The sequence below is a fragment of the Mycobacterium mantenii genome, from assembly GCF_001667865.1.
GTDB classification, from domain to species: Bacteria; Actinomycetota; Actinomycetes; order Mycobacteriales; family Mycobacteriaceae; genus Mycobacterium; species Mycobacterium mantenii_A.
Window position 1 is genome coordinate 113,332 of record NZ_LZJP01000060.1, and the last position, 12,369, is coordinate 125,700.

The 12,369-nt window shown below is 68.2% G+C and carries 8 protein-coding genes; 3 read left to right on the forward strand and 5 right to left on the reverse strand.

Annotated elements, in window-relative coordinates; all coding sequences use genetic code 11:
• Window positions 1–2: 2 nt before the first annotated feature.
• Window positions 3–2,915 carry an excinuclease ABC subunit UvrA gene (gene uvrA, locus A5688_RS09705; protein ID WP_067828586.1) on the reverse strand — a complete coding sequence of 971 codons (2,913 nt, stop codon included), beginning with the start codon at window positions 2,913–2,915 and terminating at the stop codon, window positions 3–5.
• A 14-nt stretch (window positions 2,916–2,929) separates the two neighbouring features.
• On the opposite strand from uvrA, the gene A5688_RS27715 reads away from it, so the two are divergent.
• Both A5688_RS27715 and A5688_RS09710 read left to right on the forward strand, forming a co-directional pair.
• Complete coding sequence (locus A5688_RS27715; RefSeq protein WP_165606877.1) at window positions 2,930–3,085, forward strand: hypothetical protein; 156 nt, start codon at window positions 2,930–2,932, stop codon at window positions 3,083–3,085.
• Window positions 3,082–3,759: an MBL fold metallo-hydrolase gene (locus tag A5688_RS09710; protein ID WP_067828891.1), complete on the forward strand. Its 678-nt coding sequence runs from the start codon at window positions 3,082–3,084 to the stop codon at window positions 3,757–3,759. The genes A5688_RS27715 and A5688_RS09710 overlap by 4 nt, the downstream gene beginning before the upstream one ends.
• 69 nt (window positions 3,760–3,828) lie before the next feature.
• Here A5688_RS09710 and A5688_RS09715 read toward each other — a convergent pair whose 3' ends face one another.
• The gene (locus tag A5688_RS09715; RefSeq protein WP_067828589.1) at window positions 3,829–4,272 is read right to left on the reverse strand and encodes a universal stress protein; all 444 of its coding nucleotides are present in this window, start codon (window positions 4,270–4,272) and stop codon (window positions 3,829–3,831) included.
• Between the two features lie 282 nt (window positions 4,273–4,554).
• Here A5688_RS09715 and A5688_RS09720 point away from each other — a divergent pair, with 282 nt between their 5' ends.
• Window positions 4,555–6,138, forward strand: coding sequence for a glycosyltransferase family 39 protein (locus A5688_RS09720; protein WP_067908251.1), 1,584 nt, complete (start codon window positions 4,555–4,557; stop codon window positions 6,136–6,138).
• Window positions 6,139–6,150: 12 nt separating this feature from the next.
• Here A5688_RS09720 and A5688_RS09725 read toward each other — a convergent pair whose 3' ends face one another.
• The 3 genes from A5688_RS09725 to A5688_RS09735 form a co-directional block, all read right to left on the reverse strand.
• Window positions 6,151–7,569: an MFS transporter gene (locus A5688_RS09725; protein ID WP_067908255.1), complete on the reverse strand. Its 1,419-nt coding sequence runs from the start codon at window positions 7,567–7,569 to the stop codon at window positions 6,151–6,153.
• A 57-nt stretch (window positions 7,570–7,626) separates the two neighbouring features.
• Window positions 7,627–9,786, reverse strand: a complete 2,160-nt coding sequence (uvrB, locus tag A5688_RS09730) for an excinuclease ABC subunit UvrB (protein WP_067828599.1) — start codon at window positions 9,784–9,786, stop codon at window positions 7,627–7,629.
• A 295-nt stretch (window positions 9,787–10,081) separates the two neighbouring features.
• A complete protein-coding gene (locus A5688_RS09735; protein WP_067908257.1) occupies window positions 10,082–12,157 on the reverse strand; it encodes a serine/threonine-protein kinase in 2,076 nt (691 codons plus the stop codon).
• Window positions 12,158–12,369 lie beyond the last annotated feature (212 nt).

Sequence of the window (12,369 nt, forward strand, 5' to 3'; positions counted from 1 at the left end):
ATTCAGGCGGTGGCTTTGCGCCGCCGGGTGGATCGTCGCGGCGCGCTGGATGCCGCCGGGCTACGACCGATCACCTCGGCGAGGAACTTGCCCGTGTAGCTCTCCGGCACCGCGGCGACGTCCTCCGGAGTGCCTTCGGCGACAACGGTTCCGCCCTCGGCGCCGCCCTCGGGTCCCATGTCGACGATCCAGTCCGAGGTCTTGATCACGTCCAGGTTGTGTTCGATGACGATGACCGTATTGCCTTTGTCGACAAGGCCGTTGATCACCTTCAGCAGCTTGCGGATGTCGTCGAAATGCAAACCCGTGGTGGGCTCGTCGAGGATGTAGATCGTCCGCCCGGTCGAGCGCTTCTGCAGCTCCGCGGCCAGCTTGACGCGCTGCGCCTCGCCGCCGGACAGCGTCGGTGCGGGCTGGCCGAGCCGCACATAGCCCAGCCCCACGTCGACCAGGGTGCGCAGGTAGCGGTGGATGCCGGTGATCGGCTCGAAGAAGTCCGCCGCTTCCTCGATGGACATGTCCAGCACCTCGGAGATGGTCTTGCCCTTGTAGTGCACCTCGAGGGTTTCCCGGTTGTAGCGGGCGCCGTGGCAGACCTCGCACGGCACGTACACGTCGGGCAGGAAGTTCATCTCGATCTTGATGGTGCCGTCGCCGGTGCACGCCTCGCAGCGGCCGCCCTTGACGTTGAACGAGAACCGGCCCGGTTGATAGCCACGCACTTTGGCCTCGGTGGTGGCGGCGAACAGGGTGCGGATCTTGTCGAACACCCCGGTGTAGGTGGCCGGGTTGGACCGCGGCGTGCGGCCGATCGGTGACTGGTCCACCCGCACCAGCTTGTCCAGATGGTCCAGCCCGGTGACCCGGGTGTGGCGGCCCGGGACCTGGCGGGCACCGTTGAGCCGGTTGGCCAGCACGGCCGCCAGGATGTCGTTGACCAACGTCGATTTGCCGGATCCGGACACCCCGGTCACCGACGTGAGCACGCCGAGCGGGAACGAGACATCGATGCCGCGCAGGTTGTGCTCGCGGGCGCCGACGACGGTCAGCCGCCGCTTGTCGACCGAGCGGCGCTTCGCGGGCATCTCGATGCTTTCCTTGCCCGACAGGTAGGCGCCGGTGATCGAGTTCTTATTCGCCAGCAGCTCGGCGTAGGTGCCGCTGTGCACGATCTCGCCCCCGTGCTCACCGGCGCGCGGGCCGATGTCGACGATCCAGTCGGCGTGCGCGATGGTGTCCTCGTCGTGTTCGACGACGATCAGCGTGTTGCCCAAACCCCTTAGCCGCGTGAGGGTTTCGATGAGCCGGCGGTTGTCTCGCTGATGCAGGCCGATGGACGGCTCGTCGAGCACGTAGAGCACGCCGACCAGACCGGACCCGATCTGGGTGGCCAGCCGAATGCGTTGCGCCTCACCGCCGGACAGCGTGGCCGCCGCGCGCGACAGCGACAGATACTCCAGCCCGACGTCGAGCAGAAAGCCCAGCCGCGACTGGATTTCCTTGAGCACCTGCCCGGCGATCGCCTTCTCGCGGGGGCCGAGGGTGAGCCCGTTGAGAAAGTCCGCGCAGTCCGAGATCGACAGTTCGCAGACCTCGGCGATGGACATCGCGCCCCGGCCGCCCGCGGCGAGCGTCACGGCCAGAATCTCCGGCTTGAGCCGGGTGCCCTCACACTCCGGGCAGGGCACGTCACGCATGAAGCCTTCGTAGCGTTCCTTCATCTGCTCGGACTCGGTCTGCGCCATCTTGCGCTGCAGGAACGCCAGCACGCCCTCGAAATCGGCGTAGTAGGAGCGGGTTCGGCCGTACCGGTTGCGGTACCGCACATGCACCTGGTGATCGGAGCCCTCGAGAATCGCCTTGCGGGCCTTGGGCGGCAGCTTGCGCCAGGGCGTGTCGACGTCGAAGCCCAGCTCGTCGCCGAGCCCGGCCATCATCCGGATGAAGTACTCCGCGGTGTGGCCCGTCGACCACGGCGCCACCGCGCCCTCGGCCAGGGTGCGCTCGGGGTCGGGCACCACCAGGTCGGGGTCGACCTCCTTGCGGATGCCCAGGCCGCTGCACTCGGGACAGGCGCCGTAGGGCGAGTTGAACGAGAACGACCGCGGTTCCAGGTCGTCGACCGCCAGCGCGTGCCCGTTGGGGCAGGCCAACTTCTCGGAGAACCGCTGCTCGCGGTTGTGCGCGTCGTGCTCGTGGTCGACGAACTCGAGCACCACGATGCCGTCGGCCAGGTTCAGCGCGGTCTCCACCGAATCGGTGAGCCGCTGCTTGGCGGAGGCCTTGACCGTCAACCGGTCGACCACCACCTCGATGTCGTGCTTTTCCTGCTTCTTCAGCTTTGGCGGGTCGGTCAACGGGTGCACCACACCGTCGACCCGCACCCGGCTGTAGCCCTGGGCGTTGAGCTTCTCGAAGAGGTCGGCGAACTCGCCCTTGCGGGTGCGCACCACCGGGGCGAGCACCAGGAACCGGTTGCCCTCCGGCATCGCCAGCACCTGATCGACGATTTGCTGCGGGGTCTGCCGGGCGATCCGCTCGCCACAGATCGGGCAGTGCGGCGTGCCCGCCCGCGCGTAGAGCAGCCGGAGGTAGTCGTACACCTCGGTGATGGTGCCGACGGTCGATCGCGGGTTGCGGTTGGTGGACTTCTGGTCGATGGACACCGCCGGGGAAAGGCCCTCGATGAAGTCGACGTCCGGCTTGTCCATCTGCCCCAGGAACTGGCGGGCGTAGGCGGACAGGGACTCCACGTAGCGGCGCTGCCCCTCGGCGAAAATCGTGTCGAAGGCCAGCGACGATTTACCCGAACCCGACAGCCCGGTGAAGACGATCAGCGCGTCGCGGGGCAAGTCGAGATCGACGCCGCGCAGGTTGTGCTCGCGGGCGCCCTTGATGATCAGACGGTCAGCCACGCTGCCCTCTCTCAGTGAATCTCTACGTGCTGCAGCCATTGATGCGCACGGCGCATTCCATGCTATGTGCCCATACCGACAAGCAACGTTTGACCAGTAACGTGGCCGCTATGACTTGCGCCGACGACGATGATGCCGGCGCAGCCGGGATCGAGGAGTGGCGCAGATGACTTCCGTGGACGACAACTACACCGGACACGTCGACCCCGGTACCGCGGCCCGCCGGACCCTACCCGGCGCCACGATCCTAAAGGCTTCGGTCGGCCCCATGGACAACAACGCATATCTGATCACTTGTTCCGCTACCGGCGAAACCCTGCTGATCGACGCCGCCAACGACGCGGACGTCCTGCTCGACCTGATCCGGCGGCACGCGCCGAAGCTGTCGCTGATCGTGACCAGCCACCAGCACTTCGATCACTGGCAGGCGCTGGAGGCGGTGGCCGCCGCCACCGGCGCACCGACCGCCGCCAACGAGATCGACGCGGAGCCGCTGCCGGTCAAACCGGACCGTTTGCTGTCGGGCGGTGACACCGTGCAGATCGGCGAGCTGACCTTCGACGTCATCCATTTGCGCGGGCACACCCCGGGATCGATCGCCCTGGCCCTGGACGGACCCGCGACCGGCGGGGTCACACAGTTGTTCACCGGCGACTGCCTGTTCCCGGGCGGCGTCGGCAAGACGTGGCAATCCGGCGATTTCGCCCAGTTGATCGAGGACGTCAGCACCCGGGTGTTCGACGTGTATGACGATTCCACCGTCATCTATCCGGGGCACGGTGACGACACGGCGCTGGGCGCCGAACGCCCCCACCTGGGCGAATGGCGCGAGCGGGGCTGGTAGACCCCCAAGGCGAGCTAGTTCGATGGTGGCGACCCGCTGCGCCCGGCTACGCCGCGCTTGCGATCACCACTAGTTCGTGGTGTGCACGATCAGGACGTCGACCTTGGCCCGGCGCGAGACGTTGGCCGGCACCGATCCCAGCAGCCGGCCGGCGATCGTGCTCAGGCCGACGTTCCCGACCACGAGCAGATCGGCCTTCTCCTCCTCGGCGAGGTGCACCAGCGCGTCGACCGGAGCGCCGACGATGGGTCGCTCCTCGATGTTCTTCGCGCCGGCGGCGTGGGCGCGGTCCTTGGCGTCGCGCAGGATCGCGTAAATCGGCGCGGTGCCCGAAACCTTGTAGCTTTCGTCCCGCAGGGCGTCTGCGGCCCGGGCGTCCTCGTGTTGGGGCAAGTACGCCGATGCCACGAGCAGCTTGGCGTCCGGCCCGGCGATCTGCGCCGCCCTCTCCACCGCGCGCATCGACGAATCCGAGCCATCGGTTCCTACCACCACAGTCCGATAGGCGCCCATTTACCCTCCCAGTTTCGGTTGGTTAGCCAATCCAAGACACTAGCGCGTTTGCTCGACGCTGAGGAGGCACATCAGCGACACGGGTGCGGCGTGGCGTCTCCCCAATTTGCGGGTTCTGGCTGCGCCAACGGACAATATCGGCAATGGCAAATCAATCAATTGCGCGCCGCCCACGCGGAAGGCATTGCATTACGCCGCTTTTCGTGAATGTCGGCACGAGTGAATGCGCCGGCCGCGATTTGTGATCCGCTCCCCGAAACGCGCCCTAAAGTAACAAGCATCATGTCCATGCCCACCCTCGAGCCCGCCCTCGAGCCGCGTGCCGGCGATGTCGATGCCGGGACCGGGTCCGGCCGGGCGCGGGGCAGGTTGCTCGATCCTTGGGCCATCGCCGTGTTCGCCACCGTTGTCAGCGCCGCCTGGGCTTGTCGGCCCTCGCTCTGGTTCGACGAAGGGGCGACGATATCGGCTTCGGCGAGCCGGACTTTGCCGGAGCTGTGGCGGTTGCTGGGCCACATCGACGCCGTCCACGGGGCTTATTACCTGCTGATGCACGGGTGGTTCGCGCTGTTCCCGCCCACCGAGTTCTGGTCGCGTTTCCCCAGTTCCCTGGCCGTCGGGGCCGCGGCCGCGGGGGTCACGGTGTTCACCAGGCAGTTCTCGGCGCGGCCCACGGCGGTGTGCGCGGGCGCGATCTTCGCGATCCTGCCGCGCACGACGTGGGCGGGCATGGAGGCGCGGCCTTACGCCTTCGTGGCGGCCGCAGCCGTCTGGCTGACGGTGTTGTTCGTGGTCACCGTCCGGCGTAACAGGCGGCGCGGGTGGATTTGGTACGCGCTGGGATTGATGCTGTCGATACTGCTCAACCTCAACCTGGTGCTGTTGCTGCCGGTGTACGGCGCGATGCTGCCGCTGCTCGCCCCGAGGGGCGCCCGCAGATCGCCGGTGCTCTGGTGGGCGGGCAGCTCCGCCGTCGCGGTCGCGGCCATGACGCCGTTCGTCGTGTTTGCCCACAACCAGGTGTGGCAGGTCAACTGGATCTACCCCGTCAGCTGGCATTACGCGTTCGACATCATCCTGCGCCAGTACTTCGACCACGGCGTTGCCTTCGCGATTGCGAGCGGGGTCCTGATCGTCGCGGCGGTGGTGGCCCGGCTGGCCGGCGTTCCGGCCCCGGCCGGTGACGCGCGCCGGTTGTCGATCATCGCCGCGGCGTGGATGGTGATTCCGACCGCCCTGGTCGTCGTGTATTCGGCCGTCATCGAGCCGATCTACTACCCGCGCTACCTGATCTTCACCGCACCCGCGATGGCCGTCGTCCTGGCCCTCTGCATCGTGACGCTGGCCCGCCGACCCTGGCCGATCGCCGGCGCGGTGCTGCTGCTGGCCGTCGCCGCGGTGCCGAATTACCTGTTCGTCCAACGCTGGCCGTATGCCAAGGAGGGTTGGGACTACAGCCAGGTCGCCGATCTGATCAGCAGCCACGCCGCCCCCGACGACTGTCTGATGGTGGACAACACCGTGCCCTGGCGGCCCGGACCGATTCGTGCGCTACTGGCCACCCGGCCGGCGGCCTTCCGGTCGTTGATCGACGTCGAACGCGGCGTGTACGGCCCGAAGGTCGGATCGTTGTGGGACGGGCACGTCGCTGTATGGCTGACGACGGCCAAAATCAACAAATGCCCGGCCATCTGGACGATCACCAATAAAGACAACTCGCTGCCCGATCATCAATCGGGCTTAGCGCTGCCGCCGGGAAGCGCATTCGGACGCGCCCCCGCGTACCGCTTCCCGGGCTACCTCGGCTTCCACATCGTCGAGCGTTGGCAGTTTCACTACTCGCAGGTCGTCAAGTCCACGCGCTGACCCGGACCGAGCTCAGTCGCCAACGCCGACCGGCTGGGCCTGCCGGGTGGCGCGCGTCGCCGCGTAAGACACCGCCACACCGGCGGCGCTCAGCGCGGTGAACACGGTGAACAGCAGGTGTGCTGCCATCCCCTCCCCGCCGGTGGCGGTGTTGACCACCACGCCGGCCAATCCGGCCCCGATGGCCGCGGACGTCAGCTGGACGGTGTTGATCGCCGCGGAGGCGGCGCCGCCCTCGGCCGGGTCGGCGACGGACGCCATCGCGCGGGCCGACAGGTGCGGCCAGGCCATCCCGATCCCGATGCCGGCGACCAGCAGGGCCACCGCCCACAGCGCGGCGGTCCCGCCCGATCCGTCGCCGCGCCGGGCCACGGCGCCCAGCGCCAGCCCCGACGCGGCCACCAGCGGCGCCACCATGACCACCCGCCCGATCGTCCGCGGGTTCTCCAGTGATGCGCTGACGATCTCGCTGACGGTCCAGCCGAGGGCGAGCGCCGCCCCCAGGAAACCGGCCGCGATCGGCGTCAGGTGGGCCAGCCGCTGCCCGAACAGCGGCACGTAGGTGTTCACCATCGCGGCGCCCATCAGCACGCCCATGGTGAGGTAGATCCACTTCAGGGGTCCGGACGAGAACACGCTGGGCGGCAGGATGGCCGCGTGCATGCGCCAATCGACGATCACGAACACGCCGACCAGCACGATGCCCAGCGCGAGCAGCCCAAACGTCGCGACGGTGTTGCGCGGAATCTGTGCGACGCTGACCGCCAGCGCGGCCACCCCGATGATCAGCAGCGACCACACCGGCACCTTCATCCGCGGGATGCCGTAGGTCGGGTTGACGCGGGCCAGCGCGACCGGAACCAGCAGGGCCATCAGCACGGTCAGAACGGCCATCGCGACAAAAGCCCACCGCCAGATGCCGAACTGCGCGAACAGGCCGCCCGTCGTGGGCCCGACCACGGTCGCGACCCCCCACATCGCCGACACCAGCGCCGAGCCCCGCGTCCACAACCAGCGGGGCAGCGCGGAGTTGATGACCGCATAGCCCAGGCCGGCCAGCAAGCCCCCGGCCACCCCCTGCATGGCCCGTCCAGCAATCAAAACATGCATGGTGGGCGCGGCAGCGCAAACCAGGCTGGCGATGCCGAAGACGGCGAGTCCCATCAGATATGACGACCGCGCCCCGACGCGCAGCAGCATCGGATTGACCATCGTCGCCGCGACCACCGACCCCACCAGATACAGGGTCGTCGCCCACGCATAGAGCCGGCTGCCGCCGATCTCGGCAATGGTGTTGGGCAACAAGCTGGTGGTCAGGAACTCATTCGTGGCGTAGAGCGCCACCCCGCCGGCCAGCAGGATGGAAGTCCTCAGATACCTCGCGCCCAGCAGCTCACGCCAGCCGCCGGTGATAGTCGCCGCGTCGGTCACTCCTCCACCGTATGGGGTCGCGCGGCGATCAGAACCGGAGATCGGTTGCCAGCAAACTCATTTCAGGCCGGCGGCGTCCATTCCCCGCAGTTCCTTCTTCAGGTCGGCGATCTCGTCCCGGAACCGCGCGGCCAGCTCGAACTGCAGGTCGCGCGCCGCGGCCATCATCTGCGCGGTGAGGTCCTTGATCAGGTCGGCCAGCTCGGCGCGCGGCATGCTGGCCGTATCGCGGCCCTCGAACACACCGGCGCTGACGGCGCGACCCGGCTCACCCTGAGCGCGCCGGCCACGGGACGCGTTGCGCCCCGAGCCGCCGATTTCCACCGTCTCGCTGTCGTCGGCCTCGCGGTAGACCTGGTCGAGGATGTCGGCGATCTTTTTGCGCAGCGGCTGCGGGTCGATGCCGTGTTCCTCGTTGTATGCGACCTGCTTCGCACGACGCCGTTCGGTCTCGTCGATGGCCTCTTTCATCGAATCGGTGATGGTGTCGGCGTACATGTGCACCTCACCGGAGACGTTGCGGGCGGCGCGGCCGATGGTTTGAATCAGGCTGCGCGACGACCGCAGGAAACCCTCCTTGTCGGCGTCCAGGATCGCGACGAGCGCCACCTCGGGAAGGTCCAGCCCCTCGCGCAGCAGGTTGATGCCGACCAGCACGTCGTACTCGCCCAGCCGCAGCTGGCGCAGCAGCTCCACCCGGCGCAGGGTGTCGACCTCGGAGTGCAGATAGCGCACCCGGATGCCCATCTCGAGCAGGTAGTCGGTGAGGTCCTCGGCCATCTTCTTGGTCAGCGTCGTGACCAGCACCCGTTGGTCGGCCTCGGTGCGCTTCCGGATCTCGCCGATCAGGTCGTCGATCTGCCCCTTGGTCGGCTTGACCACGACCTTCGGGTCCACCAGGCCGGTGGGCCGGATCACCTGCTCGACGAACTCGCCACCGGACTGGCTGAGTTCGTAGGGGCCCGGGGTGGCCGACAGGTACACCGTCTGCCCGATCCGGTCGGCGAACTCCTCCCAGGTCAGCGGGCGGTTATCGCACGCCGACGGCAGCCGGAACCCGTATTCGACCAGGTTGCGTTTGCGCGACATGTCGCCCTCGTACATGCCGCCGATCTGCGGGACGGTGACGTGTGACTCGTCGATGACCATCAGAAAGTCTTCGGGGAAGTAGTCGAGCAGCGTCGCCGGCGGCGAGCCCGGACCCCGGCCGTCGATGTGGCGGGAGTAGTTCTCGATGCCCGAGCAGAACCCGACCTGACGCATCATCTCGATGTCGTAGTTGGTCCGCATCCTCAACCGCTGCGCCTCGAGCAACTTGCCCTGGCCCTCCAGCTCGGCGAGCCGATCCGCCAGCTCCGCCTCGATCGTCGAGATCGCGTGGGCCATGCGCTCGGGGCCGGCCACGTAGTGAGTGGCCGGGAAGATCCGCAACGAGTCCACCTGACGAATCACGTCGCCGGTCAGCGGGTGCAGGTAGTACAGCGCCTCGATCTCGTCGCCGAAGAACTCGATCCGCACCGCCAGCTCTTCGTAGGACGGGATGATCTCCACCGTGTCGCCGCGCACCCGGAACGAACCGCGGGTGAACGACAGGTCGTTGCGGGTGTACTGGACGTCGACCAGCAGCCGCAACAGCCCGTCCCGCGGCACCTCCATGCCCACCTGTAGCTCGACCGAGCGGTCCAGGTAGGACTGCGGCGTGCCCAGGCCGTAGATGCACGACACCGACGCCACCACGACGACGTCACGGCGCGACAGCAGGCTCGACGTCGCCGAGTGGCGCAGCCGCTCCACGTCGTCGTTGATCGAGCTGTCCTTCTCGATGTAGGTGTCGGTCTGCGCGATGTACGCCTCGGGCTGGTAGTAGTCGTAGTACGAGACGAAGTACTCGACCGCGTTGTGCGGCAACATCTCTCGCAGCTCATTGGCCAGCTGGGCGGCCAGCGTCTTGTTGGGCGCCATCACCAGGGTGGGCCGCTGCAGCCGCTCGATGAGCCAGGCGGTGGTGGCCGACTTCCCGGTTCCGGTGGCGCCGAGCAGCACCACGTCGCGCTCCCCCGCCCTGATCCGGCGCTCCAGCTCGTCGATGGCCGCCGGCTGGTCCCCGGCGGGATCGTGCGGGCTGACCACCTCGAAGTCGCCGCCGACGCGCACGACGTCGTCGACGGCGCGGTACTCCGAATGCGCTACTACGGGATGCTCCGTGGCGAATGCCATGCCACCAGGGTAGAACCCATCACCGACAAGTGTCGTGGAGCTCGTCTTACCAGGTCAGCGCCGCCGTGCCGCGGCGCCCCGGCCACATGCGTCACATCAGTACCTGTCCGGAAGGACAAAGCTTTTCTCACACGTGCTAGCGCATGCGCTAGCGAGTTCGAAACTCACCTCTTGGTACCCGGAGACCGATCGCCCCGCGAGCCCGGCGACTCGGTATCCGGAGACCGACCGCCCCGCGAGCCCGGCGACGGGCTATCCGGAGGCCGATCGCCCCGCGAGCCCGGCGCACCGCCGGCTACCCCGCCGGCCGCGTCCACGTCCGGGTGACCGGATCGCACTGCAGCAGATAGCCGTCACTCGAGGTGCTCATGGCGAACACCGACGTACCCGGCCGATCGCATGAGCCGCCCGCGGCGTGCACGCCCATCGTGATCGGCGCCTTGGCCCAGCTGCTGCCCTCGCAGACGATCTGCTCGCTGTTGGTCGGGTCGTAGGCGACCTTGCCGACGTCGCTGCATAACCCGCCGAGCACCGGCGGCGCCGGGGCTGACGCGGTGGCCGAGGTGTTGATGATCTGGGTGGGATCGCCCAACGTCACCTTCGCGGGCGCATCGCCGACCCGGGTGGCCACCACCGGCACCCGCACCACCGCCCCCTGCGCGCCGCACTCGTTGCTCAGCGCGGTCTCGGTCTCCGTGCCGCGCAGCGTGCCGTCCGCCTGCGGCGCCAACGACCAGGCGATGGTCTCCTGCTGGGTGGCCCCGACCTGTCCATTGGGCTGGGTGCAGCCCACTCGCTGCTGCGCGGGGGCGCCCTGCCAGTAGCCACCGACGAAGCGCAGCGTGTCGGTCTGGCCCCCATCGGTGGTGTTCGCCACCTGGTGGGTGGCGTCGTCGAGCTGGGTCCCGGTGGCCGCACATCCGTTGGTGGTGCACACCGACCGGAAGGCCCACCAGCCGGCGGCGGCCCCGGCGTGCCGGATCGAGATGCCGTTGGTGGTGCGCTTGGCCTGGTCGTAGTCGAGCTTGTACGTCCCGTTGAGCACCGGTCCGCCCGCGGTGGGTGCGGCGCTCGGGGCCGGGACGGACGGCTTCGACGCGAGCGCGGGGTTGGCCGGCGGCGTGTCGGGCTGGAAGGAGTAGAGCAGCGACCAGGTCGCCGCGACGGCGATGAGCACCGCACCCACCAGGGCGGTCGCCCACCGGGTTTTCGACGAAAATCGTTGACTCAGACCGACAATGACGCCCCCGGGTCCACGCCGGCGATGGGGCGGCGATACGTCGGCGGGCGCCGTGGCGTGGCGACCGGCTTCGGGGACCCCGTCGAACGGCTCGCTCACAGCAGCGGCGAACGCGCGGCAACGCTCGAATCGGTCCTCGGGTCGCTTGGCCAGGGCCCGGGAGAACACCTCGTCGAGCCCGGCCAGATCCGGACGAAAGTCGCTGAGCCGAGGCGGGTCCTCGTGCAGGTGCTGGCTGATCACCGCGATCGGATTGGAGTGCTGAAACGGCGGTGCCCCGGTGAGAAGGTGGAAAGCGGTCGCGGCCAAAGCGTATTGGTCCGCCCGGCCGTCGATGGGGGAACCCGTCAGCTGCTCGGGCGCGGCGTAGGCGACCGTTCCGACCGCGACGTTGGTTTCGGTGATCCCGCTGATGTCGCCCAGGTGGCGCGCCACACCGAAGTCCGCCAACAGGATTCGACGCTCGCCCTCCTCGGGGTGGGTGAGCAGGATGTTGGCGGGCTTGACGTCACGGTGCAGCAGACCACGGTCGTGGGCGTAGTCCAGCGCGCCCGCCACCGCTTGCACGATGGCGCAGACCTCGCGGATCGGCATCCCCTCGGCGTAGTTCTCCTTGATCAGCCGGGAGGCATCCGTGCCCTCGACATAGTCCATCGAGATCCACAGATGCCCGTTGAACTCGCCCCGGTCGTGCACACCGACGATGTGCGGGTGCCACAGCGTGGCCGCGAGATCGGCCTCCCGGTTGAACCTTTCGCGAAACTCGGGGTCGGCGGTCACCGCCTCGGCGAGGACCTTGATCACGTCGCGGCGCGGTAGCCGGGGATGCAGCGCCAGATACACCTCGGCCATGCCGCCGGCGCCCAGCTGCCGCAAAATCGTGTAGCCGGCGAACGACGCACCGTTACCCACCGCGAGGCGTGACCCACTGGGCTCGTTGTGCCGTTGCGCCACAGCGGGTTCCATGTTCGGCGCGGAATCGACGGGCGGTATCCGGCGGAACAGCTGCCCGATGGGCATGGCGGGCAACGAATGAAAACCCGCGCGCAACGCCGCACGGGCTTCTCGCGGATTGCTCAGCAACCGCCGCCCGGCGCCGATGCGCCGGGTAGTTCCCTTGTGCTCGTTCATCAATGCCTTGCCCCCTCGTTTCCCGGCACCGCCCCCGGTGTCACCGCACTGTGATGCGGATCGCACACCGCGGGCATGCGCATCGCGATTGGGCCCTCTGCTCGTCTCGCCGTCCGCCGGCACAACGCTGTGCTCGGCGCGCGGACACAATCGAAGATTGCACCCCTCCCGTTCGAATAATGCCCCACCGCAGTAGGCGATTCGTCGCAGCA

Bases quoted from the DNA above. Each gene is read 5' to 3' on its own strand.
- uvrB (WP_067828599.1), bottom strand. From the start codon at position 9,786: ATGGCATTCGCCACGGAGCATCCCGTAGTAGCGCATTCGGAGTACCGC.
- A5688_RS09715 (WP_067828589.1), bottom strand. From the start codon at position 4,272: ATGGGCGCCTATCGGACTGTGGTGGTAGGAACCGATGGCTCGGATTCG.
- A5688_RS09735 (WP_067908257.1), bottom strand. From the start codon at position 12,157: ATGAACGAGCACAAGGGAACTACCCGGCGCATCGGCGCCGGGCGGCGG.
- A5688_RS09720 (WP_067908251.1), top strand. From the start codon at position 4,555: ATGTCCATGCCCACCCTCGAGCCCGCCCTCGAGCCGCGTGCCGGCGAT.
- A5688_RS09710 (WP_067828891.1), top strand. From the start codon at position 3,082: ATGACTTCCGTGGACGACAACTACACCGGACACGTCGACCCCGGTACC.